The sequence below is a fragment of the Aeromonas sp. Marseille-Q5825 genome, assembly GCF_946892685.1.
GTDB classification, from domain to species: Bacteria; Pseudomonadota; Gammaproteobacteria; order Enterobacterales; family Aeromonadaceae; genus Aeromonas; species Aeromonas rivipollensis.
Genome location: NZ_CAMPOU010000007.1, coordinates 297,501 through 321,443, shown reverse-complemented (window position 1 = coordinate 321,443; position 23,943 = coordinate 297,501). Strand labels below are relative to the sequence as shown.

Annotated in this window: 21 protein-coding genes and 2 rRNA genes (1 of these 23 cut by a window edge); 11 read left to right on the top strand and 12 right to left on the bottom strand. The window is 61.3% G+C overall.

The window, feature by feature from the left end:
- The 3 genes from OC537_RS19665 to trhA form a co-directional block, all read right to left on the bottom strand.
- Positions 1 to 2,455 (bottom strand): retention module-containing protein (locus OC537_RS19665; RefSeq protein ID WP_262113783.1); only part of this gene is annotated, 2,455 nt, incomplete at its 3' end.
- A gap of 222 nt (positions 2,456 to 2,677) precedes the next feature.
- A complete protein-coding gene (locus tag OC537_RS19660; RefSeq protein ID WP_262113781.1) occupies positions 2,678 to 4,339 on the bottom strand; it encodes a putative transporter in 1,662 nt (553 codons plus the stop codon).
- 117 nt (positions 4,340 to 4,456) lie between these two features.
- On the bottom strand, positions 4,457 to 5,092 hold the full coding sequence (gene trhA, locus OC537_RS19655; protein ID WP_042649093.1) for a PAQR family membrane homeostasis protein TrhA: 636 nt from the start codon (positions 5,090 to 5,092) through the stop codon (positions 4,457 to 4,459).
- Between the two features lie 233 nt (positions 5,093 to 5,325).
- Between trhA and OC537_RS19650 the strand changes: the two genes are divergently transcribed.
- From OC537_RS19650 to OC537_RS19640, 3 genes are all read left to right on the top strand, one after another.
- Positions 5,326 to 6,858, top strand: a complete 1,533-nt coding sequence (locus OC537_RS19650; RefSeq protein WP_262113779.1) for an aminotransferase class V-fold PLP-dependent enzyme — start codon at positions 5,326 to 5,328, stop codon at positions 6,856 to 6,858.
- Positions 6,859 to 6,994: 136 nt separating this feature from the next.
- Positions 6,995 to 7,546, top strand: coding sequence for a septation protein A (locus OC537_RS19645; protein ID WP_025325884.1), 552 nt, complete (start codon positions 6,995 to 6,997; stop codon positions 7,544 to 7,546).
- 24 nt (positions 7,547 to 7,570) lie between these two features.
- Complete coding sequence (locus OC537_RS19640) at positions 7,571 to 7,867, top strand: YciI family protein (protein WP_025325883.1); 297 nt, start codon at positions 7,571 to 7,573, stop codon at positions 7,865 to 7,867.
- Positions 7,868 to 7,958: 91 nt separating this feature from the next.
- Here the strand turns inward: OC537_RS19640 and cysQ are convergent, their stop codons facing one another.
- Complete coding sequence (gene cysQ / locus OC537_RS19635; protein WP_262113776.1) at positions 7,959 to 8,714, bottom strand: 3'(2'),5'-bisphosphate nucleotidase CysQ; 756 nt, start codon at positions 8,712 to 8,714, stop codon at positions 7,959 to 7,961.
- 165 nt (positions 8,715 to 8,879) lie between these two features.
- Between cysQ and OC537_RS19630 the strand changes: the two genes are divergently transcribed.
- The 3 genes from OC537_RS19630 (at position 8,880) to OC537_RS19620 (ending at position 11,816) form a co-directional block, all read left to right on the top strand.
- Positions 8,880 to 9,200, top strand: a complete 321-nt coding sequence (locus tag OC537_RS19630; RefSeq protein WP_163138102.1) for a ComEA family DNA-binding protein — start codon at positions 8,880 to 8,882, stop codon at positions 9,198 to 9,200.
- Positions 9,201 to 9,293: 93 nt separating this feature from the next.
- Positions 9,294 to 10,205 (top strand): UTP--glucose-1-phosphate uridylyltransferase GalU, encoded by a 912-nt coding sequence (galU, locus tag OC537_RS19625; protein WP_025325880.1) that lies wholly within the window; start codon positions 9,294 to 9,296, stop codon positions 10,203 to 10,205.
- A gap of 213 nt (positions 10,206 to 10,418) precedes the next feature.
- Positions 10,419 to 11,816, top strand: a complete 1,398-nt coding sequence (locus OC537_RS19620; protein WP_106884859.1) for a peptide MFS transporter — start codon at positions 10,419 to 10,421, stop codon at positions 11,814 to 11,816.
- 70 nt (positions 11,817 to 11,886) lie between these two features.
- Here OC537_RS19620 and OC537_RS19615 read toward each other — a convergent pair whose 3' ends face one another.
- Complete coding sequence (locus OC537_RS19615) at positions 11,887 to 12,858, bottom strand: response regulator (RefSeq protein WP_025325878.1); 972 nt, start codon at positions 12,856 to 12,858, stop codon at positions 11,887 to 11,889.
- Positions 12,859 to 13,171: 313 nt separating this feature from the next.
- Here OC537_RS19615 and OC537_RS19610 point away from each other — a divergent pair, with 313 nt between their 5' ends.
- From OC537_RS19610 to OC537_RS19600, 3 genes are all read left to right on the top strand, one after another.
- Positions 13,172 to 13,846, top strand: coding sequence for a DnaT-like ssDNA-binding domain-containing protein (locus OC537_RS19610; protein ID WP_042649095.1), 675 nt, complete (start codon positions 13,172 to 13,174; stop codon positions 13,844 to 13,846).
- A gap of 66 nt (positions 13,847 to 13,912) precedes the next feature.
- Positions 13,913 to 14,767: a DnaA ATPase domain-containing protein gene (locus OC537_RS19605; RefSeq protein WP_168234435.1), complete on the top strand. Its 855-nt coding sequence runs from the start codon at positions 13,913 to 13,915 to the stop codon at positions 14,765 to 14,767.
- 128 nt (positions 14,768 to 14,895) lie between these two features.
- Positions 14,896 to 15,531: an SDR family oxidoreductase gene (locus tag OC537_RS19600; RefSeq protein WP_262113768.1), complete on the top strand. Its 636-nt coding sequence runs from the start codon at positions 14,896 to 14,898 to the stop codon at positions 15,529 to 15,531.
- Between the two features lie 78 nt (positions 15,532 to 15,609).
- Here the strand turns inward: OC537_RS19600 and OC537_RS19595 are convergent, their stop codons facing one another.
- The 4 genes from OC537_RS19595 to OC537_RS19580 form a co-directional block, all read right to left on the bottom strand.
- Positions 15,610 to 16,809: an ABC transporter permease gene (locus tag OC537_RS19595; protein WP_262113766.1), complete on the bottom strand. Its 1,200-nt coding sequence runs from the start codon at positions 16,807 to 16,809 to the stop codon at positions 15,610 to 15,612.
- Positions 16,806 to 17,948, bottom strand: a complete 1,143-nt coding sequence (locus tag OC537_RS19590) for an ABC transporter permease (RefSeq protein WP_262113764.1) — start codon at positions 17,946 to 17,948, stop codon at positions 16,806 to 16,808. Before OC537_RS19590 ends, OC537_RS19595 begins: the two co-directional genes overlap by 4 nt.
- Positions 17,948 to 18,952, bottom strand: coding sequence for an HlyD family secretion protein (locus OC537_RS19585; protein WP_216366590.1), 1,005 nt, complete (start codon positions 18,950 to 18,952; stop codon positions 17,948 to 17,950). The genes OC537_RS19590 and OC537_RS19585 overlap by 1 nt, the downstream gene beginning before the upstream one ends.
- A gap of 73 nt (positions 18,953 to 19,025) precedes the next feature.
- Positions 19,026 to 20,432 carry a TolC family protein gene (locus OC537_RS19580; RefSeq protein WP_168234431.1) on the bottom strand — a complete coding sequence of 469 codons (1,407 nt, stop codon included), beginning with the start codon at positions 20,430 to 20,432 and terminating at the stop codon, positions 19,026 to 19,028.
- Between the two features lie 292 nt (positions 20,433 to 20,724).
- Between OC537_RS19580 and dusB the strand changes: the two genes are divergently transcribed.
- Together dusB and fis are read left to right on the top strand one after the other, a co-directional pair.
- Positions 20,725 to 21,690 (top strand): tRNA dihydrouridine synthase DusB, encoded by a 966-nt coding sequence (gene dusB, locus OC537_RS19575; RefSeq protein WP_262113758.1) that lies wholly within the window; start codon positions 20,725 to 20,727, stop codon positions 21,688 to 21,690.
- 25 nt (positions 21,691 to 21,715) lie between these two features.
- Positions 21,716 to 22,012 carry a DNA-binding transcriptional regulator Fis gene (gene fis, locus OC537_RS19570; protein WP_005309538.1) on the top strand — a complete coding sequence of 99 codons (297 nt, stop codon included), beginning with the start codon at positions 21,716 to 21,718 and terminating at the stop codon, positions 22,010 to 22,012.
- Between the two features lie 87 nt (positions 22,013 to 22,099).
- Here the strand turns inward: fis and OC537_RS19565 are convergent, their stop codons facing one another.
- The 3 genes from OC537_RS19565 to OC537_RS19555 form a co-directional block, all read right to left on the bottom strand.
- Positions 22,100 to 22,732 (bottom strand): LysE family translocator, encoded by a 633-nt coding sequence (locus tag OC537_RS19565; RefSeq protein ID WP_262113756.1) that lies wholly within the window; start codon positions 22,730 to 22,732, stop codon positions 22,100 to 22,102.
- A 287-nt stretch (positions 22,733 to 23,019) separates the two neighbouring features.
- Positions 23,020 to 23,134: ribosomal RNA gene (gene rrf / locus OC537_RS19560) — 5S ribosomal RNA — on the bottom strand.
- Positions 23,135 to 23,258: 124 nt separating this feature from the next.
- Positions 23,259 to 23,943, bottom strand: a 23S ribosomal RNA gene (locus tag OC537_RS19555); it runs 2,205 nt beyond the window's last position.

The following is a 23,943-nucleotide window of genomic DNA, read 5'->3' as shown; positions in this document are numbered from 1 at the left end:
TGCCGGTGGCATCGCCGGTGAAGCTCAGCACCGCGTCGTGGTCGACGTCGCTGGCGCTGACCGTCCCCGCCGCGGTCAAGGGACCGTCCTCGGCGGTGGCGCCGCTCTGGGCCGCCGACGAGATCACCGGCGCGTCATTGGTGCCGGTGATGGTGATGGTGACCGTGGTGGTCGAGCCATCGCTCAGTTTCACGGTGAACTGCTCGGTGTGTTTGTCGCCGGCGGCCAGGGCATCGACGGTGGCGTTGTTCGCCAGCACGAAGCTCCACTTGCCATCGGTGCCCACCTCGAAGCGGCCGTAGTCACGGCTCTCGTTGCCCGCCACGAAGGTCAGGCCAGGGTTGTCGGCATCGCTCGCGGTCAGGGTGCCGGTCACCGGGGTCAGATCCCCCTCGGTGGCCGTGCCGCTGTCGGCGGAGATGACCGGCAGATCGTCGGTGCCGGTGATGGTGATGGTGACCGTGGTGGTCGAGCCATCGCTCAGTTTCACGGTGAACTGCTCGGTGTGTTTGTCGCCGGCGGCCAGGGCATCGACGGTGGCGTTGTCCGCCAGCACGAAGCTCCACTTGCCATCGGTGCCCACCTCGAAGCGGCCGTAGTCACGGCTCTCGTTGCCCGCCACGAAGGTCAGGCCCGGGTTGTCGGCATCGCTCGCGGTCAGGGTGCCGGTCACCGGGGTCAGCTCCCCCTCGGTGGCCGCGCCGCTGTCGGCGGAGATGACCGGCAGATCGTCGGTGCCGGTGATGGTGATGGTGACCGTGGTGGTCGAGCCATCCACCGACTGCACGATGAAACTCTCGACCTTGGTCTCCCCCTCACCCAGATACTGCACCTTGCTGTTGTCGACGTTGTAAGTCCAGGCACCGTCCTCGGTGATGGACAGGCTGCCCAGTGCACCAGCACTGGCCACGCCATTGCCAACCACGAACTTGGCCTCATCCGCACCGTCCACATCGGTCACGCTCAGAGTGCCGGTCTCGGTCAGGGTCGGGTTGCTCGCATCCTCGGTCACTCTGCCGCTGTCAGCGCCACCAATAATGGAGGCATCGTTAACCGGCGAGACGGTGCCTGTCACCTCTGCGGTGGTATTGTGCAGGCCGTCGGTGACCGTGTATTCGAAGGAGATACTACCGTTGAAATCTGGCGCGGGCGTGAATACCAGTTGGCCATTGCTGAGGGTCACAGTGCCATTGTTGATGGCAACAGAGCCACCTTCGGCAATGGCCTGACCGTTGATGGCATTGATGGTCAGACGATCGCCATCGGCATCGGCATCGTTGCCGGTCACATTGATGGTGACGGTGCCGTCTTCCTCCACGCTGAATTGATCATTCTCGGGCAAGGGAGGGGCGTTCACCATGCTGCTGTCCGTGCCCTTGGGCGAGGTATTGCCCGCCGGATCAGTCAGGGTTGCATCGACCGAGATGGGACCATTGTTCGGCAGATCCGTCGTGGGAATGGTCAGATTGACCTGAGCCTTGTTGATATCGTCGGTAGTCAGAATGGAAGTGCTGTCAGGTACCCCATCTCCATTCCAGTCCACATCAAGACGATCACCGACTTTTGCATCGGCCGGCAGGCGGATGATGATATCGACCCCACTCTCCCGCTCGTTGGCGGAGATGATGTTGTCCGCGCCATCCTGGATCTCCACCAGCGGCGCAGAAGGCGCCGTGCTGTCCACGCTGCCATCGTCGGCGGCGGTGCCGGTATTGCCGGCAGGATCGGTCACGCTGGCGGTCACGTCATAGCCGCCGTCCGGCAGAGGGGTCTGCACATCCACGCTGAAGCTGCCATCCGGATTGACAGTGGTGATCAGAGTCTGCTGGTTGCCGTTGGCATCGGTCACCACCAGGGTCACTGTGCTGCCGGGAGCGGCATCCGTGGTCCCGGTGAGGGTCGGGGTGCTGTCGTTGATGTTGTCCGGCGCGGACACAGTGATGGTGGGTGCGGTGAGATCGAGGAGCTCATCCTCGTCATCCTGCGCTTCGGCCAGCGGAGCGGCATCATCCGGATTGGCGGAATCAAAGCCGGCGGTGGAGATGGTGGCATCACCGGTTCTGTCGATGGTGATGAAGCCACCGTTGCCGCTGGCACCCGCAACGCCACCTACGTTGCCCGCAGCGGGTGCCCCGCCCGCCGCCGACGCTTCAAATGCCTGGGTCGGGTCTGTCCCCGCCAGAATCGCCTGCTGCAGGGCGGCGATGTCGTCAGGTACATCCCCCTGTGCCAACTGGGACTCTTCAGACTCGGGAGTGTTGCTCGGGCTCAGGGTAAAGGTGGTCTCCCCCCCCTGGAAGCTGGCCCCTTCAGGAGCGAGCAATACTGCATCCTTGGGCAGCACATCGCCTTCAGAAAGAAGCGTCTGGCTCCCGTCAGCGGCAACCAGGTAGACTTTGCCTTGCAATTGGGTAACGACGACATCCTGATCCAGTACGATGCTCTTGCTGCTCATGGTTTCTCCTGAAATATCAATGGGCATAGATTTCCAGCCTCCAATGTGCCCGTTAGTCCGACCAGATACCAGTGAGAAAAATCGAACGAACAGACCGAAATGAGGCTTGGATTCGCGCCGAAAACGAAGGGTGTTTGAAGGGTAATAAAATTAGTTAAATCAATAGCATCAAAAATGACAGAACCAAGATGGGAGCCTTATTGGCTCCCATTTCACGTCGACTCAAACCCCGGCCCAGAGCAGGATGGCCAGCAGCTGGGGAGAGATGATCCGCAGGAACATCACCAGGGGGTAGACGGTCGCGTATGACAGGGCGCTGGCGCCACTGGTGGGGTGCATGCCGTTGGCGAAGGCCAGGGCGGGAGGATCCGTCATTGATCCGGCCAGCAGGCCACACAGGGTGAGGTAATTGACCTTGCCATAGTGGCGCGCCAGCACCCCGACCACCAGCAGCGGGATCAGGGTGATGGCCACGCCATACATCATCCAGGCGGGACCATCCCCGTTGATCAGGGTGTCGATGAAACCTGCCCCTGACTTGAATCCCACCACCGCCAGGAACAGCACTATGCCTATCTCCCGCAGCGCCAGGTTGGCGCTCGGCGGCATGAACCAGTAGAGCTTGCCGATGCTGCCGATGCGGGACAGTATGAGGGCCACCACCAAAGGGCCGCCCGCCAGACCCAGCTTGAGGGCCGCCGGGAATCCCGGCAGATAGAAGGGAATGGAGCCGAGCAATACACCCAATCCTATGCCGATGAAGACCGGCAGCATCTGCACCTGCTGCAGTTTTTGCTGGACGTTGCCGACCACGCTGGTCACGGCTTCGATGGCATCGAGCCGCCCCACCAGGTTCAGGATGTCGCCAAACTGCAGGCTGGTCTGGCTGGTCGGCACCAGCTCGATGCCGGCCCGGTTGAGGCGCGAGATGACCACATCGTATTTCTGCTTGATGTCGAGATCCCGGATCCGTTTGCCGAGCACCTGCTCGTTGGTGACCACCACCCGCTCGACCCGCAGATCCGTGCCCCGGGTAGAGAGGGAGGTATCCACCTCCTCCCCGAGCACCAGCAGCACCTTGTGCAGGGCGTGGCGCTCCCCCACCAGGTGCAGCAGATCGCCGAGCTCGATGCGAGAGTCGGGCTTGGGCACCATCAGTTCGTCACCGCGCTTGAGGCGGGAGCAGATGACATCGGCCTCGTCCAGGCTCGGGATCTCGCGGAGCATCAGGCCGTGCATGTTGGGGTTGCGCACCGCGATATTGATGGTTTGCAGGCTCTCCTTGGTCTTGCCCGCCTGTTGCTCGAACGCGGCGGCTTCTTCGTCGATCTTGACGTGAAAGAACATGCGAATGAGCCACATGGTGAGCAGGATGCCGCAGATCCCGAACGGGTAGGCCACCGCATAGCCCATCCCCATCAGGCCGGTGGAGCCCGGATCCGCCCCAAGCTCGGCCAGGATCTGCTGACCCGCCCCCAGCGAAGGGGTGTTTGTCACGGCACCGGAGAAGACCCCGAGGATCACCGGCAGCGGCACGTCGAACAGCTGGTGCAGCGCCGCGGCCACCACACAGCCGAGCAGCACCAGCAGGGCGGCGAAGCCATTGAGCTTAAGCCCCGAACTGCGCAGGGAAGAGAAGAAGCCGGGACCGACCTGGATGCCTATGGTGTAGACGAACAGGATCAGACCAAACTCTTGAATGAAATGAAGTGTTTGCTCATCCAGCTTCAGGCCGGAGAGCCCGGCAAAATGACCCACTATGATGCCGCCGAACAGCACACCGCCAATTCCCAAACCAACGCCATAGACTCGCCAGTTTCCCAGCCAGAGTCCCAGCACCGCCACCAGCGACAACATGCTGATGGAAAGCGCGATCTCACTCATTTTTGCATCCTTTCCAAGCTGAACTGGCACTAGCTTGTCAGCAAACGAAGGGGGCAACTGTGGGATGCCGCACGAATTCAGGCTTTGATGGGTGCAAAAATACCAATTAAGGGCTAGTCAGGCGACATAGCCATAGATGGCCACAAAGTGACAGAGGCTCCCCCCCAGCACGAACAGATGCCAGATGGCGTGGTTGTAAGGGATCTGCCTGGCCATGTAGAAGATGGTGCCTAGGCTGTAGATGAGCCCACCCAGCCCCAGCAGCAGGAGCCCGGTACCATCCAGGTGGAGGTAGAGCTGATAGACGACCACCAGGGACAACCAGCCCAGCATCAGATAGGTGAAGAGTGACAGGCGCTTGAAGCGGTTGATGAACAAGAGCTTGAACACCACCCCGGCCAGGGCCAGCCCCCAGATCACCACCATCAAGCCCTGCGCCAGCGGGGTATCGAGCGCCACCAGCAGGAAGGGGGTGTAGGTGCCGGCGATCAGCAGGTAGATGGCGCAGTGATCGAGCAGCTTGCACCGGCGTCTGGCCACCGCCGAGCCCATGCTGTGGTAGAGGGTCGAGGCGAGATAGAGCAGCACCAGGCTGGTGCCGTAGAGGCCGTAGCTCAGCAATGCCTGGGGCCCCTGATCCCAGCCCTTGTGCAGCAGCAGGATCAGGCCGATGATCCCCAGCAGCAGCCCCAGCCCGTGGCTGAGACGATTGGCCCACTCTTCCCGTGGGGAATACCCCGTTACATCCGTCATCACTACCTCCAGCCAAGATCCGATCCACTCTAGCGGCCGACGTTTCAGGCTACAAGTGTTAGCTCAAAATAAAAGGGTCTGCCCAGGGGGAATCTCGGCGTCAGGAGGTGGCTGTTCCCCCCGCCCCTTTGGTGTATGCTCTGCGGCCGACGCCACCCGCGCAGATGGCCGTGTCTGTCCGGCACGACGCGCGCCCGGTACTTTCTGCCCGACAGGCTGGTCTGGAGAACCTGATGAAGCTGACTGAACTGTTTACACAACCGGATCCTGACTTCGGCCAGGCCATGACGGCCCTGCTGGAGACCTTCCATCACTCGGATGACAGTCAGGCCCCCTATCAGCGCGACAGTTTCGTCCATCAGCTCGATCAGTCGTCCATGCCCGCCAGCGGCATAAGCACGACAGAGTACCTCACGCGCCTCGCCGCCCTGGTGCCCGGCGCCTCCCATCTCACCTCGCCCCACTACATGGGGCACATGACGGCCCCCTTGCCGGCCTTCACCGCCGAGCTCTCCCGCCTGCTGGTGATGCTCAACCAGAATCCGATGAAGATGGAGTCCTCCCGCCTGCTCAGCTTTCTGGAGCGGGAGGTGCTGGCCAAGCTGCACCGCCTCGTCTATCGGGAGAACGACGGCTTTTACGAGGCGCAGATGCATGCCAAGGATGCGGCCCTCGGCGTCATGACCAGCGGTGGCACCATAGCCAACGTCACCGCCCTCTGGCTGGCCCGCAACCGGGCCTGTGGCGACGATCTGTTTTCCCTCTACGAGCAGGGCTATAGAGGCGCCGTGATCCTGGGGTCCCGGCTGATGCACTACTCCTTCGACAAGGGGATGGATCTGCTGGGGCTGGGGGCTTGCCGCGTCTGGCGCCTCGAGACGGATGCCGACAACCGGCTCTGCCTCTCGGCCCTCGAGCGCGCACTGGTTCAATGCCGGGAGAAGAAGCTCAAGGTGCTGACCCTGGTGGGGGTCGCCGGCAGCACGGACTTCGGTTCAATAGATCCCCTGCCCGAGCTCGCGGCCATCGCCCGACGCGAGCAGATCCACTTTCACGTGGATGCCGCCTGGGGTGGCCCGACCCTGTTCTCCCCCCGCTATCAGGGCTTGCTGGATGGCATAGCGCAGGCCGATACCGTGACCCTGGATGGCCACAAGCAGCTGCTGGTACCGCTCGGCACCGGCATGCTGCTCTGCCGCCAGCCAGATCTGATGATGACGGTGAAGCGGGAGGCTCCCTACGCCATTCGCGCCAGCTCCTTCGATCAGGGCCGCTTCACCCTGGAGGGCACCCGTCCCGCCAACGCGCTCTATCTGGATGCCGCCTTCCAGCTGCTGGGCCAGCAGGGCTATGCCCAGCTTATCGACGCCAATTACGACAGGGCACGGCGGATGGCGGAGCTCATCGATGCCCACCCCGCCTTTGAGCTGATGTCGGCCCCCGTGATGAACCTGCTCTCCTATCGCTGCATTCCGCCCCATCTGCAGGGCAAGGCCCTGGACGAGGCGGCCAACGAGCAGATCAACGCCTTCAACGTGGCGCTGCAAAAGGCCCAGCGCGCCGAGGGACACAGCTTCGTCTCCCGCACCCAGCGGGCGGTAAGCCGCTACGGAGCACAGCCGCTCACCCTGCTGCGCGCCGTCCTGCTCAATCCCCTCATCGAGGAGCGCCATATCCGCGGCTTGCTGGATGACCAGCTGCGGCTCGGCAGCCTCATTGCCAGCCAGCTGTTCGACCAGACGCAGCAACAAGGTCCTGTGGCATAAGGCAGCAAGTGCCATCCTCACCCCGAGGGATGAAGACCCCGCAACGGGGAACTGCACACCGAATGAACGGTCTTATTCATTTGCCGTTGCCTAACGGGCAGGTACACTGAATGAAATTTTGAGGTTAGAGCCCAGCATGAAGCAGTTTATTGAATTTATTCCCCTGATCGTCTTCTTCGCGGTCTACAAGTTTTACGACATCTACACCGCCACCGGCGCCCTGGTGGTCGTCACCGGCCTTCAGCTGCTCTACAGCTGGGTGCGATATCGCAAGGTCGAGAAGATGCAGCTGTTTACCTTCCTGCTGGTCGGTTTCTTCGGCGGCCTCACCGTCTTCTTCCACGACGATACCTTCATCAAGTGGAAAGTGACCGTGATCAATGCACTCTTTGCCCTGGCCCTGCTCATCAGCCGCTACGGCTTTGGCAAGAATCTCATCAAGCAGATGCTGGCCAAGGAGCTGCAAGCTCCCGACCGCGTCTGGGATAACGTCAACCTCGGCTGGGTCGGCTTCTTCGCCCTCTGCGGTCTGCTCAACCTCTATGTGGCCTTCAACCTGTCCCAGGAGATGTGGGTCAACTTCAAGGTCTTCGGCCTGCTGGGCATGACGCTGGTCTTCACCCTGCTGAGCGGCGTCTACCTCTATCGCCACATGCCAGCCGAGCAGAAAGCAGAACAGAAAAAATAACCGCAATCAGAAAAGGACACTCTCATGTGGTATCTCATCTACTCCGAAGATGTCGCCGGCAGCCTGCCCCAGCGCAAGCTGGCTCGCCCTGCTCACCTCGCCCGTCTGCAGGCACTGCAGGATGAAGGGCGCCTGCTGACGGCCGGCCCCAATCCAGCCATAGATGCCGAGGATCCGGCCGATGCGGGTTTCACCGGCAGCACAGTCATCGCCGAATTCCCCAGCCAGGCCGACGCCAAGGCCTGGGCCGATGCCGACCCTTATGTGGCGGCTGGCGTCTATGCCAAGGTGACCATCAAGCCGTTCAAGAAGGTGTTCTAAAGCGGGCTCGGTTCGCATCGTTGATGCACGAGAATGCAAAAGGCCGGACATTGTCCGGCCTTTTTACATCTGCACGCCCTGGCGACGGCAATCAGGCCCTTGCCACAAACCAGGGGTTGAGGATATCCGGCTTGTTGTAGGCAAGCGCTGAGCCATCGAGCTGGGTCACGGACCCACCTGCCCCTTCCAGCACCGCCTGCGCCGCCGCCGTGTCCCACTCGCAGGTGGGGGCGAGGCGCGGATAGAGCTCGGCGCCCCCTTCGGCGATGATGCAGAACTTGAGGGAGCTGCCCATGGAGACCAGTTCTATCTCGCCAAAAGGAGCCAGATAGTCGAGGGTGGCCTGCGACAGGTGGTTGCGACTGCCCACCACGCGCCACACTTGCCCTGCTTCATGGGGCCGGGTCTGAATGGCTTCATGCGTGCCATCGGCAACACGCCAGGCTCCGATCCCCTTGCCGCCATACCAGAGCTTATCCAGCACAGGGGCATAGACCAGTCCCCAGACAGGACTGCCATGGTCGATCAGCGCGATATTGACGGTGAACTCGCCGTTGCGGGAGACGAACTCCTTGGTGCCATCCAGCGGATCCACCAGCCAGTAGCGGGACCAGCCGAGCCGCGCCTGCATCGTCTCGGCGTCCGACTCTTCCGACAGCACAGGGATATCCGGCGTCAAGCGGGCCAGCGCCTGTACTATCACCTCGTGCGCCCCCTGATCGGCGGCGGTGAGCGGACTCTCGTCCTGCTTGTACTCCACCGCAAAGGGTTGACGGTAGATGGCTAGGATGGCGTCACCGGCGGCGCGGGCGATGGGCTCCAGTGCGGAAATGGCGGGTAAGAACATAGAAAAGACACCTCGCTCAAATGGTTAGCCAGTGTACCTATTTCGGACCTGTCTGGCTTATAGCCGTTTGCACTGACTTATAAAGTGTCAAAAATGACAGATAAAAAATGGCGCAGCTCGACTAATTATCAATAGTCATTTGACGCTACATAAGGACATGAAGCCATGAACCGAAAGACTCTGATCGCCGCCCTGCTGCTGGGTTGCCTGCCCCTGCTGAGCCAGCCTCTGCTCGCCGCCGACAAGCCAGCCGCCAAACCGGCCACGACCGTCACCAGCCCTAAGGAGGCCGGCAAGATCAACCTGAACACCGCCAGTGCCGATGAACTCGCGGCGCTGAAGGGCGTTGGCGAGAAGAAGGCGCAAGCCATCGTCGATTACCGCGAGAAGCAGGGCAAGTTCACCTCGGTGGATCAGTTGGAAGAGGTTAGCGGCATAGGGCCCGCCACCCTGGATGCGAACCGGGACATGATTATCGTCAAGTAACCGGTTTGAATCCCTGTCATCCGAGGGCGGCCTGTGGCTGCCCTATTTGTCTTGGGGTATCATGAACGCACTTTGTATCCTCGGACTCATTCCATGAAAAAGACACCCCTCGTTGTTCGCAAGGCCGTCCTCCCCGTTGCCGGTCTGGGTACCCGCATGCTGCCCGCCACCAAGGCCATCCCCAAAGAGATGCTGCCGGTGGTCGACAAGCCGCTGATCCAGTATGTGGTGCGTGAGGCCATCGCCGCCGGCATCAAGGAGATCATCCTGGTGACCCACTCCAGCAAGAACTCCATCGAGAACCATTTCGACAAGAGCTTCGAGCTGGAGGCGACCTTGGAGAAGCGGGTCAAACGCCAGTTGCTGGAAGAGGTACAGCACATCTGCCCGAAAGACGTCACCATAATGCACGTGCGCCAGGGCGAGGCCAAGGGCCTGGGCCATGCGGTGCTGTGCGCCCGCCCGCTGATCGGGGATAACCCCTTCGCCGTGCTGCTGCCTGACGTGCTGATCGACGAGGTGGCCAGCGATCTCAAGCAGGACAACCTGGCCGAGATGGTTCATATGTTCGAGGCGGACCAGATCAGCCAGATCATGGTGGAAGCCGTCCCCGAGAGCGAAGTGGACAAGTATGGTATCGCCGACATCAAGGGCGAGGCCCTGAGCGCCGGCATGTCACTGCCGATGCAGGCCATCGTCGAGAAGCCGCCGCGCGACGAGGCGCCTTCCAACCTGGCCGTGGTCGGCCGCTATGTGCTCTCCGCCAACATCTGGCCCTTGCTGGAGAAGACCCCGGCCGGGGCGGGCGACGAGATCCAGCTGACCGATGCCATCGCCATGCTGATGGAACACGAACAGGTCAATGCCTACTTCATGAAGGGTCGCAGCCACGATTGCGGCAGCAAGCTGGGTTACATGAAGGCCAACGTGGAATACGCGGTACGCCATCGGGAGATGGACAGCGAATTTACCGCCTGGCTCAAGCAGTTCGTCAAACAGTTGTAATTGCTGAAAATTCACACAATACACAGAATAAAAGACTGGGCATCATTCGATGCCCATTTTCATTTTATAAACAAAAATTCAACCATTGATAGATAAAATATCGTCAAAAGCTCTCGTTGTAATTCAATCCTGCTTGTTTTATAAGGAATATGGCTTGTTCCTAGCCCTTGCATAAAATTTCTAAAAAAATATAAGACACAGGTGGAAGTTCCAATGAATAACCCGTCCAAAGGGACCTTTTTAGGTCACCCTAAAGGGCTCTTTTTGCTCTTTAGTACCGAACTCTGGGAGAGATTCTCCTACTACGGCATGCGTGCCGTGCTCGTCCTCTATCTGACTGACATGACCGCCAACGGCGGCATGGGCTGGACCCAGGCCGACGCCCTCAAGCTGTACGGCATCTATACCGGCCTGGTCTATATCACTCCGATCATCGGGGGCTGGCTGGCCGATACCTTCCTCGGTCAACGCCGCGCCATCCTGATCGGTGCCATCTTCATGGCCGCGGGTCAGTTTACCCTGGCCCTGCCCCACGCCATGTTCCCGGACATGGTCAACACCGTCTTCTACGCGGGCCTTGGCTTGCTGATCCTGGGTAACGGTCTGTTCAAACCGAACATCTCCACCATGGTGGGCGATCTGTATCAGGAAGGTGACCACCGTCGTGACGGTGCCTTCACCATCTTCTACATGGGCATCAACCTGGGCTCCCTGCTGGCAGGGGTGATCTGTGGCGCCGCCGCCACCGCCTACGGCTGGCAAGCCGCCTTCGTCAGCGCCGGTATCGGCATGCTGCTCTCCCTGGTGGTACAAGCCACCATGGCCCAGCGTTTCCTCGGCGACATCGGCCGCGTGCCGGCTGCCCAGCGCGCAGCCATGCAGCGTTCCAAGGAGCAGAAAGCCCCGCTGACCAAGCAGGAAGTGGATCGCATCAAGGTCATCCTGGTGCTGGGTCTGTTCACCATCATCTTCTGGGCCGGTTTCGAGCAGGCCGGTGGTCTGATGAACCTGTACGCACAGGAATATACCGACCGCATGATCGGCAGCTTCGAAGTGCCGACCGCCTGGTTCCAGTCCCTGAACCCCTTCTTCATCATCACGCTCGCCCCGATCGTGGCCGCCATCTGGATCAAGCTCGGCAGCAAGGAACCAAACTCCCCGGTGAAATTCGCCATGGGTCTGCTGTTCCTGGCCGTCGGCTTCCTCTTCATGATCGGTGCCGTGTTGGAGCAAGGCGGCGATCAGGCTGTCAAGACCTCCATGTTCTGGCTGGTCGGTGCCTACCTGTTCCACACCCTGGGCGAGCTCTGCCTTTCCCCTATCGGCCTCTCCATGGTGACCAAGCTGGCACCGCTGCGCCTGGCCTCCCTGATGATGGGTGCCTGGTTCGGCTTCGTCGCCCTGGCCAACTATGCGGCGGGTTTCATCGGCTCCTTCGTCGGTGAAGCAGGTCCGATCGCCATCTTCGGTGGCATCGCCCTGGCCGCCGTGATCAGTGCCCTGATCCTGCTGACCATGGCCAACCGCCTGGTCTACTGGATGCACGGTGCCGAAGGCCCCGCCAAAGAGGCCGACGAGCACGACAAGAAACTGCAATCCGCCGCCGTCTAACCGGTCCGGACTGCACAGCAAACAGGGCGCCCATTGGGCGCCCTGTTTGTTTCGGCTCTAAAGCGCGGCCTCAGTGATGACGAACCTGCATCTTCAGGGCACTGCCGTTGTCGCTGCGAAACTGCAGCTCAAAGGGTTCGTGCCAGCTGCGTTTGTGCAACCCATAGCGGCTGCTGCGCATTAGCCCGAGCGGCAATCCCCCCGAGCGCATCAGCCAGTGGGGGGAGGTGAGGCCCGCATTGGCAAACACCAGTCCGTCTTCCTGATCGAACAGCAATGCCGCCATGGAAAAGGAGTGGCGCAGACCCGACTCCAACAGTTGCAGATTGAGGTAGTCGAGCAACCTGTGGGGCTGGGTCAGCAGTTGGCTCTCCTGCTGCTGATATTGGCGATAGGGCCCGTTCATCAAGGAGCGTACCAGGGCACCGCAGAAGGCGGCATCCACCCCCAGGATGGGCAGCTCCATCACCAGCACCAGCAGCTTGTCGTCCAGCTTGAAGGTGTCGGGAATGAACAGATTGCCCATGCCGGCGAACGTCACCTGCCAGGGCCCCCACTCCTGCATGCCCGGTGGTGCCAGCCAGGCCAACAGGCGGCTGGAAGCCAGATCGTGGGCCCGGAAGAAGTCGATGTGCTCCATCAGCTCCAGTTGCTGGCTCTGGTGGGCGTTGCTCGTCAGGCACTGATCTATGCTGCGCCGGATCTGGCCATAGTCATCCACCGGCTTGATGAAGAAGTCGCTCGCTCCCGCCCGCAACGCCCGCTCGATGGCGGCCATCTGATCCTGGCCCGAGATGACGATGACAGGCACCTCTGGGTAGCGGGCGGTGAGGCAGGCGATCACCTCATGCCCATCCATGTTGGGCATGTTCAGGTCGCATAACACGATATCGGGGTGATAGAGTGCGGCTGCAGAGAGCCCTTCGATTCCATCTTCGGCCTGAAAGACACAGGCCCCATCATGCTCGAGATAAGTGACCAGAGAGTGGCGAAAAACCGCTTCATCTTCCACCACCAAGATCCGTAGTCCGGCTTTTGACATCTTGACAAAGCTCTTATTAGTCAAACGGTTATTTGAGCACTAAGCCTAGATCATGGGAGCGTCATCTCGCCACCCAATATTGCCGGGCAGCCCCTTCAAATGGTCAGTCAGCCACCCAAGCACTTGAAATGGGCTGATTATTTTGTCAGCAATTTATGCCTCTTCCTTGCCGATCGGGAGGGTCAGCGCCCCCATTCCACACTGGATGAAGGGACGCCCCGGCATCATCAGGCTGTCATCCATGGGCACCGTGAATTGTATGCAACCCCGCCATGAGGGATAATGCCCCCCACTCCAGATCGTGAAACAGACCATGACGCCAGCCGAATACAGCGCCCTCGCCCATCCCAGACTCTCCCATCCGGCACGCAGCCTCTATACCCTGCAGCTGCGCCGGCTGGTGCTGGAAAATCGGCTGCCCAGGCTCAACTATCCCGAACTCGGGCGCGCCCTGGCGGTGGTCGATCCGGGCAATCCCAGCGGGTTCTGCTATCAGGTCAATGCCCGCCAGCTCACCGAGTTGCTCGATGAGCTGATGGAAGCCGAATTGTTGCAGGTCGAGGCACAGGCGGACAGTGAGCACTACCATCAGTGCCCCTTCCAGTTGCCCCTGCTGAGCCAGCGGGTACGCAGCCCGCTGCCGGAGCGCCCCTTCCAGATGCATCTGCGGTGGCGGCCGGATGAAGAGCTGCCCGCCCTCGCCCGCCTGTGCGGGGTGATCGATGCCAGCTACAGCGAAGAGGATCTGGGAGAGTTCATCGCCTACTGGCTTGGCCGCCCCGAGGTGTTCGACTCCCAGCATCAATGGATGCTCAAATTTATCCGGACCCTCAAGAGCCGGCGATACACAAGGCGCCAACCGACCGAGGTGGCCGGTTATCAGCAGATCACCCCTGCCCCCGTCGATTCGGGGCCGAGCAAGCGGGCCCAGGAGATGATCGAGGCCGCCAAGCGGCTGGCCCAGACCCAGGAGCCGGACAATGATTGATCCCGGATGCCCGCAGCAGGCACTATTAACCCCTTGTCACCCCAGCCCCAGCAGAAGGAGTATCCCATGACAGATCCGCACGACCCGCTGCGCCAGGAGCTGGAGGAGATCGAGGCCAAGCGCCGGAGGATCGCCAAGGCCAAACAGGACCATCGTGTGCACGATCCCGAGCTGAGCCAGCACGTGGGCGGCCTGCTCGAGCGCATTCGTCGCCTGCAGGCCCAGACCGGCGGCACTCAGTACGACTACGAGACCCTGCGCAAGGAGTACGACGCCAAGGCCAATGCCGAGGTGCGTGAACTGCAGAAGGCGGCGCGCCAGGAGCGGATCCAGAAGCTGATCGCCCAGGCCGACCTCAACCCGGACTGGATCTTCGAGAAGATGGATGCCGGCGATCCCGCGCTGCAATACCCCATGGAGACTGCCCGCTACTTCATCAGCGGCTTCGAGCATTGGGAGAAGAGCGGCGGCGGCTGCATGCTCATCTACGGCGACTACGGCACCGGCAAGTCCACCCTGGCGGGCGCCGTGGCCCATGAGCTGATCGAGCGCCATCAGAAATCGGTGATCTTCCAGCAGTGGGCATCCATAGTGGACAGGCTCTTCTTCAACGTCATCCAGGATCAGGAGGAGCGCAATCAGTACCGCCGCGCCCTGGAAGAGGTGGATCTGCTGATCATCGACGAGGTCGCGGCCAACCGCGCCAAGATGGCGGAGAGCCAGTCCAGCTTCCTCGGCCACCTGTTGCGCCGCCGTCGCAACCTCTCGAAAAGCGTCATCATCATCACCAACCACAGTCCCCAGAGTCTGCATCAGGCCATAGGTGACTTCAGCTTCGAGGCGATCAAGGCGTTCAACCCTGTGGATATCCACCTGAGCGGACCCAGTCGTCGCCCCAGCATAGGCCACTACAACGGTTGACCCTGTGCGAGCCCGGGCCAGTTGCCCGGGCTCGCCGCATTTCCCCCCCTCCTTCAAATAAAAACAACTCTCATTTACAGCACAGTGCCAACCCTTTAGGCTAACCCTTTCGCCACAGGGAGCAGCACATGCCAACCACACTTGTCTTCGGAGCCAGCCGCGGGCTGGGCCGCGCCTTCACCGATCAGGCCCTGCGCCAGGGTCACAGGGTCCTGGCCCTGGTTCGCCAACCAGAGATGGCCGTCGAGCTGCGCACCCTGGGGGTCGAGGTCATCGAAGGAGATGCGCTGGACCCGGCCGCCGTGCAGCGGGCTTGCGCGCAAGCGGGTCCAACTGCCCGGGTCATCTCCACCCTCGGCAGCTTCCGTCAGCCACAACCCGTGGATTATCAAGGCAATCGCAACGTCATCGACGCCATGGAGCAGACCGGGCTCATACGCCTGCTGCTGGTGACGTCCCTCGGCTGCGGCGACAGCTGGCAGTATCTGCCCGAGCGGGCCAGGGCGGCGTTTGGTCATGAGGTGCGCTTGAAGAGCCTGGCGGAGAGCTGGCTGCAGACCAGCGCGCTCGGCTGGACCATCCTTAGGCCGGCCGGCTTGCAGGATGGGGAGGCAACCGGGCGTGCCGAGCTGAGCCAGGGCAAGGAGGTGCACGGACTGGTGCGCCGCGCCGACGTGGCCGCCCATGGCCTGCGCCTGCTGGCCGATGAAGCTGCGCTGGGGCAGATCTACGCCATCGGCGATCCCGAGCTCCATCGCGCCTGACCCATCCAAGACCCAATCCACCACATAAAAAAACGGTCAGCCCCTGGGCTGACCGTTTCACACTCTGTCGCCGCCGCGTTATCTCGCCTGGCTGGCGGCCGTGACACTCGCCACCTGGCTGGCAACCGGCAGCGACTGTTGACGCCAGCGCAGCAGCAGGCAGGCGAGGCCGCCATGAAGCAGTGCCAGCCCCCAGAGTTGCCACCAGTAGCGCGACACCTGACTGAACTCGGCCCCCATCTGGTTGAGGCGCAGGAACCCCTCTATGGCCGGCGTGCTCGGCACCCACTGGGCCAGCCAGTTGAGAGGAGTCGGAATGAGCTCCAGCGGCCAGATGAAGCCCGCGAGGAAGACCAGTGGCAACGAGGAGATGAGCACTACCTGGGTCGGCAGGTCGCGACGGGTAAACAGAGCTCCCAGCACAACTCCAAGCCAGGTGGTGGCCAGCAGGAAAGGCAGGGTGAACAGCCACAAGGCGGCCGGCTCGGCGGTGCGGGCTATGCCGTAGTAGTCGAAGCAGAAGCCGAAGAAGTAGGTCACCGGCAGCACAAACAGCCCCCCCACCACCAGAGTGCGGGCCAGCAGCAACGCCAGCACGGGCACCTGCTGCCAATAGCCCTGCTCCCCTCGCCCGCTTCGCTGGTTCTGGGTCGCCCCCAGAATGCCGGTGCCCATCAGCAGCACCTGGTGCAGGATCAGCACGAAGACAGCCGGCACCACGTAGTTCACATAACCCATGGAAGGGTTGAATACCGGCACCACGTTGAGCCCGACCGCATTCCAGCCCATGGCGGCCTGGGGCAGCGCCTCGCCCTGGCTCAGCAGCCGGGCCACCTTGACCTGAGCGGCCAGGGTGCCTCCGGCCTGGGCCAACCCCTCGGCTATGGTGCCGTAGACCAGGAAGTAAGAAGCGTCCCCGGCGTAACTCAGCGTGACGCTCTTGCCCAGCATCAGATCCCGGTAGAAGTGACGGGGAATGTGCAATATGCCGCTGGCCTTGCCGGTCAGCAGCCACTGACGGGCCTGTGTCAGGCTGTCGACCCGCGCCACCAGTTTTACCTGGGGCGTCGCGTCGGCCATGAACTCCAGCTGACGGGAGAGCTGGCTGCCATCATCGTTGACCACCACCACCGCCTCCTCGCGAGGCAACTGATGCAGATAGGGCTGCGGATAGAGGAAGGAGTAGAAGAATACGCCGCCAAACAGGGTCAGCATGATGGCCCTGTCCGCCAGCAGGGTGCGCAACTCGAGGCGCACCAGATCCCAGAAACCCATCATGATTGAGGCTCCTTGGTGGCCAGTTGGCGGGCCGCATGGGCCTGGGGTTGATAGCGCCGCACCACCAGCAGCAACGGCAGCAGGAACAGCAGCAGGGCGCAGAACTGGGGCAGGGCCGCCGTCAGCGGCTGGCCGTAGTTGGTCTGGCCTATCTGCAGCTCGACATAGTGGGAGATGGGCAACAGGCTGCGCCAGAACTGGGCCACATCCCCCATGGCGCTGACCGGGAAGGTCACCCCCATGAAGGCGAACCCCGGCGCCGTGTAGGCCCCCGCCAGGGAGAGCGCACGGGCCGGATCCCGGATGACGCCGTAGAAGAAGGCCCCCATGCTGACGCAGGCGGCCGAGGCCAGCCCCAGCCCCAGCGTCAGCACCAGCCAGCTCCCCTGCATGGGATAACCCAGCGCCTTGAACAGCAGCAGGCTCCACGCCAACCCCCACCCCCACCCGATGAGCACATGGGGCAGCAGGGTGCGCCAGAGGCCGAACCAGACCCCTCTGGTGGTCCAGTCCAGACCGAGTCGATCGGTGCGGGCCAGGGCGTTGAGGCCATAGAGCACCACCAGGATCTGCCACACCGCGGGCAGCAGGGCGCTCAGCAGAAACTGGGCGTAGCTGGAGTTGATGTTGTAGAGCGCCGTCACCTGGCTCGCAATGGGTACCGATTGCCCCAGCGCCCCGGGAAGCGCCTTGCCGTCGGCCATGGCCGCAAGCACGCCCACCTGACCGTTGAGGGTGCCCACCACCTGGGCCAGGGCCGCGTTGACCAGCTTGGCGATCAGGATGAACTGGCCGTTGTTGAACACAGTCACCTTGGGCTGAGTGCCCTCGCGGGCATCCCGCTCCAGATGGTGGGGGATCACCACCAGGGCATAGATGTCGCCGCCGCGTAGGGCTCGTGCGCCCGCATCGATGGAGTCAAACTGCTGCGCTATCTTAAGCCCGGCGGAGGCATCCAGCGAGAAGGCGAGCTGGCGGGAGAGCGAGCTCCTGTCCAGATCCACCAGACCCACCTTGAGGTCGCGCGCCAGCCCCGCCGAGAAGATCCAGCACAAGAGCCCGATCAGCAGCAGCGGGATCCAGCTGGTCAGGGCCCGGCTGAAGGGGTCTTGCCACAGCAGCCGCCATTCGCGTCCCATCAGAGTTCGACCAGCACGCTCATGCCAACCCGCAACCCTTCAACCGGTTGCAAGGGGCGCGCCTCCACCTGGAAGCTCTTCATGTCGAACCCCTGACGGGTGTCGGTGGCTCGCCAGGTGGCGAAATCCCCCATCGCGGCCACATGGGCCACCTTGAAGCGCACCGTCTGATCGCCAAGGCCCGGGATGCGGGCATCAAACTCGGTGCCGACCGGGAAACGGGGCAGCAGATCCTCGCGGATATGGAACTGGGCCCAGGCATCCTTCATGTCGAGCAGGGTCACCACAGGGAAGCCCTGGGGCGCCAGCTCGCCGCTGCGCAGCAGCACCTGGGCGACCTCCCCCTCGTGGGGGCTGGCGATGCGAGTGTCGGCCAGATAGGCCTCGACCTCGGCCACTCCGCCTGCCGCCATCTTGGCCTGCTCCCGTGCCGCGACCTTGGTCTCCTCCCGCGCCCCTTCCAGAGTCATCTGATATTGCTGCCAAGCCATGCCTTCGCTGTATTTGGCCGCCTGCCAGGCCGTCCAGGCCTCGTCACGCTTTTGCAGCGGCATCACACCATCCCGGTGCAGGCTGGCGATACGCTCATAGGTCTTGCCACGGAGCAGGGCGGCCGCCTTGGCTTGCTGCCACTGATCCTTGGCCGCGGCTATCTGCTGGGCCCGCGCCCCCTTCTCGGCCTCCTGCGCCATGGCGCCAGCGGCCGCCTGACCGGCCTTGGCCTGGCTCAGCTTGGCCTCTATTTCCGGGCTCGCCAGGGTGAACGCCAGCTGACCCTTGGCCAGTTGATCTCCCTTCTTCACCAGCACCTCGTCGATGCGCCCCGCCACCTTGGAGGAGACAGAATACTGCTGCGCCTCAATCTGCCCTTGCAGGCGCACCGGCTCCGGCTGATAGGCCAGCCAGAAACGCCAGCCCAGCCAGATGACCAGCAGCACCAGGGCAAGTGGCAGCAACCAAGGTTTGCCCTGGCTCATCTTCTTCTTGATGGGGGGATGACTCATGAATTCACCTCGGCAAAAGGGCGACCCTTGGCGGTCGAAACAGTGATGGACAGATGGACCTGCAGGGTCGAAGTCATGAATTCACCTCTATCGCCTGACCATGCTGATATTGATTGAAACTGTTCATCTGACCGGAGAGCGCCAGCAGGCGGGCCAGGGAGATCACATATTGATAGGCTGCCGCGGCGCGCTGGGTCTTGACCCCGGCCAGCTGGCTCTGGGCATCCACCACATCCAGGGAGGTGGAGAGCCCCTGACCGAAAGCCTTGTCCCGTAGTCGCACGTTCTCCTCGGCCAGGGCCTGGGTCGAGGAGAGGGCGTGATACTCCTCCAGCCCCTGCGCTGCCTCGCGCCAGGTCTTCTCGACCAGCAATTCCAGATCCTGGCGGGTCTTGGCCTGCAGCAGATTGACCTGCAGCTCGGCACTCTTGGCCGCCTGCACAGTCTCGGAGCGGCCGTCGCGGCTCACCAGCGGCATGCTGACCCCGACCCCGACCAGCCAGTCCGGGGTGGTCTTGGAGACGATGGAGTCATCTTCATAGAGGTTGTAGTTGCCGAACAGGAAGAGCTCGGGGGCGTATTTGCCCTTCTCCAGCTTGATCATGCCCTGGGCCTGCTCCTTCTTGGCCGCCAGCAGCTTGAGGCCAGGGTGCACCGCCAGGGTCTCCTCCACGAAGGGCGTAAGCTGTGGCATCCCTTCGTTGATGAAGAGCCGGGTATTGGGCTCCGCCTGCTTGAGCTTGAGCATGTGGCCGAGCGCCAGCTGGGCTATCTCCAGGCTGCGCCGCGCCTTCTGGGTATCGATGCGTGCCCTGTCATAGGCCGACTGGGCAGAGAGTCGCTCGACCCGGGCTATCTGGCCCTGGGCTTCGAGCTTTTTGGCATGATCCAGGTGGTGGGCCAGCCCCTGCTCGATCTCCTGCTTGGTCTGCACTACCTGGGCCGCCAGCACCACGCCGAAGTAAGTCTGGGAGAGGCTCTCGAAGGTGGACTGCTGCTTGAGCACCAGCAACTGCTGCGCCTCGCTCACCTGCGCCTGACGGATGTCCTGGGCCGCATCTATGCGCCCGCCGGTGAACAGGGGCCACAGCATCTTGACCGAACTGGTGACCACGTTCTGCTTGGTGAGGGGGGTGACGAAGTCGCTGGGACTGAGGTTGAGCGCCTGCATGACGGGGCCCAGCACCTTGCCAAATTCCGGGTGATTGGCGATGGGATTGAGATCAAGCATGTCCAGCTCCATCGGCTGATCGAGGTGGGTATAGCTGGCCCCCACATCCACCTTGGGCAGGTACATGCCCTTGGCCGCCTCGCGCAACTGCTCTGCCCGCGCCACCCCGGCCTGCTCCGCCGCCAGCCCGTCATCTTGCTGGATGACCCGGCTCCAGGCCTCGGTGAAGCTGACGGTCTGCGCCTGCGCCGAGCCCAGCATGGCTCCCAGCAGGCCCGGGCAGAGCAATTTGATGAACCTTGACGTCATACATCCCCAATTTATGTTTGTAATAAAATTGTGTGGAGCCTTTGCTCGATTCAGGCTCGCTATCATAGCGTAAACAGGCGCCGGAAAGAGACTGGCAAATCACCGAGTCCCTCACTCATTTGACCCTGACCATGGTCCCAGACAATATGTCTGATTTTCAAGCACTCCTGAATTTGCAAGCCTTGGCGCGACGTTTTTTTCAGAAAAAAATGGCTGACGCTCAAATACTAACCTTTTCTCCTGACTAAAAAATGCGTAATATACGCCGCCCTAAGCCGATGGTAACCGTGGAATGCAGATAGGTCCCCACACGCTTGAAACTCCCTTGATCGTGGCCCCCATGGCCGGTGTAACAGACCGACCATTTCGTGAACTTTGTTTACGTTTGGGAGCAGGCATGGCCGTTTCCGAGATGCTGCTGGCCAACCCGGATGTCTGGGATACCCAGAAAACCAGGATGAGAATGGGCCACTCTGCCGAAACCGGACTGCGATCGGTCCAGATTGCCGGAGCCGACCCCGAGATGATGGCGTTTGCTGCCCGCTACAACGTGGAGCAGGGCGCTCAGATCGTCGACATCAACATGGGATGTCCGGCAAAAAAAGTGAATAAAAAGTTGGCAGGCTCCGCCCTGCTGCGCCAACCCGATGTGGTCAGATCCATCTGCCAAGCCGTGGTGAATGCAGTAGAGGTACCTGTCACCTTGAAGATCCGCACAGGATGGGATCCGGATAACCGCAATGGCGAGGAGATCGCCCGAATCGCCGAAGATTGCGGTATCGCGGCCCTTGCCGTGCATGGTCGTACCCGCTCCTGCCTCTACAAGGGCGAAGCGGAGTACGACACTATCAGGGCGATTAAGCAGGCCGTATCGATTCCTGTTGTCGCCAATGGTGACATAGACAGCCCGGAGAAGGCCCGGTATGTCCTCGACTATACCGGCGTCGACGCCGTGATGATCGGCCGTGCTGCGCAAGGACGACCCTGGATTTTCCGGGAAATCCGTCATTTTCTTGAGACGGGCACCAAGCTGCCGCCTCCCGACAGGGAAGAGGTTCGCACCCTGATGAACGAGCATGTTACCAATCTGCATCAGTTTTACGGTGCATATCTGGGAGCGCGCATTGCCCGTAAACACGTGGGCTGGTATCTGGATGAAGAAGAGACGGGCCGAGAATTCCGTAAGCACTTCAATGCCCTGGATTGTGCAGACGCACAGTTGAACGCGCTTGAAATGTATTTCGATGGATTAGGTTAACGCATAACTAAAGAGCCGACCGAATATGTTCGAACAAACCCTGACTTCTGATGCATTGGTAACAACTACTCACAATCACGCTGCCGAGCCAACCCAGCGCCCCCTGCGTGACTCTGTGCAACAGGCCCTGCGTAACTACCTGGCCCAGTTGAACGGTCAGGAAGTGATTGATCTGTACGATATGGTTCTCTCCGAAGTCGAAGCCCCCATGCTGGACGTGATCATGCAGTACACCCGTGGTAACCAGACTCGCGCCGCCGTGATGATGGGCATCAACCGTGGCACCCTGCGCAAAAAACTCAAGCGCTACGGCATGAACTGATTTCAGTCATCCTGCTGCAGTGCAGATAAAGGCGTATCCCAGCGATGGGATACGCCTTTTTCTATGGCCGGCTTTCCGGACAGCGCCTTACTCCGCGGCCAGCTTGATGCCGAGCCCCACGAACAGGCCCCCCATCAGACGATTGAGCCAGCGTCCCAGCCGGGCAGGCAGGCGCACCTTGCGGCTCGCATAGGCGGTCGAGAAGGCCAGCAGGTGGCACCAGATCATCCCGTTGATGTTGAAGATGCAGCCCAGCACGATAAACGCCAGCGCCTTCTGCGGCGCATCGGGGGCGATAAACTGAGGTACAAAGGCGAGGAAGAAGAGCGCGACCTTGGGGTTGAGTACATTGGTCAGCAGGCCCTGCCGAAAGATCCGCCCATAGGAGAGCGCTGGCAGCGACACTGCGGGCTCGCTCGCAACAGATGAGCTTGCGCCTTGCCTGAGCAGGGAAATCCCCAGATAGACCAGATAGAGCGCCCCCATCAGCTTGATCACGGTGAACAGCTCGGCCGAGGCACTCAGCAGCGCAGACAGCCCCAGCGCCGTCGCCAGCACATGCACCATGGTGCCCGCTCCTATGCCCAGCGCTGCCACCGAACCCGCTCGCCAGCCTTGCGAGCCACTGCGCAGCATGATGAGCAGAGAGTCCGGCCCCGGCATCATGTTCAGCAACAGCCCGGATACGACAAACAACGCCAGATCGTGGATCCCCAACATATACGACTCCCTTGCCGATGAAACTCACAGTCTATGGATCCAGCCCGCCTTGTCACTCCCCCATTACGGCAATAGTGAACATAGGCGGGAGGCATAGCCAGGGGTTATCAGGGTTGGGGGGCGAGGGTGTAGAAGGGTCGAAAGGTAGTCAAGTGGCTAAACAACGGGCCATTTATTGAGGCAGATGGCCTGAGCGTTCTCTGAACCATAAGAAAATCAGTGCTGAAGCACTGAATTTCAGGCAATAAAAAACCCCGCTCATTGAGCGGGGTTTCTTCTAATTGGGTGCCTGGCAGTGTCCTACTCTCGCATGGCGAATGCCACACTACCATCGGCGCTACCGCGTTTCACTTCTGAGTTCGGCATGGGATCAGGTGGTTCCACGGCGCTATGGCCGCCAGGCAAAAAACTTCATCCGGAAAGCTGACGTGAATAACGACTTGGCCTTAATGGCTCGTCGCTATCACTGAATTAGTTAGTAGTTCACGCACTTGCTACAAGGCCAGAAACACTTCTTGGGTGTTGTATGGTTAAGCCTCACGGGTAATTAGTATGGGTTAGCTCAACACGTCGCCGCGCTTACACACCCCACCTATCAACGTTGTGGTCTCCAACGGCCCTTTAGGACCCTCAAGGGGTCAGGGATGACTCATCTCAGGGCTCGCTTCCCGCTTAGATGCTTTCAGCGGTTATCGATTCCGAACTTAGCTACCGGGCAGTGCCACTGGCGTGACAACCCGAACACCAGAGGTTCGTTCACTCCGGTCCTCTCGTACTAGGAGCAACTCCCTTCAATCATCCAACGCCCACGGCAGATAGGGACCGAACTGTCTCACGACGTTCTGAACCCAGCTCGCGTACCACTTTAAATGGCGAACAGCCATACCCTTGGGACCGACTTCAGCCCCAGGATGTGATGAGCCGACATCGAGGTGCCAAACACCGCCGTCGATATGAACTCTTGGGCGGTATCAGCCTGTTATCCCCGGAGTACCTTTTATCCGTTGAGCGATGGCCCTTCCATTCAGAACCACCGGATCACTATGACCTACTTTCGTACCTGCTCGACCTGTCCGTCTCGCAGTTAAGCTGGCTTATGCCATTGCACTAACCTCCTGATGTCCGACCAGGATTAGCCAACCTTCGTGCTCCTCCGTTACTCTTTGGGAGGAGACCGCCCCAGTCAAACTACCCACCAGGCACTGTCCGCG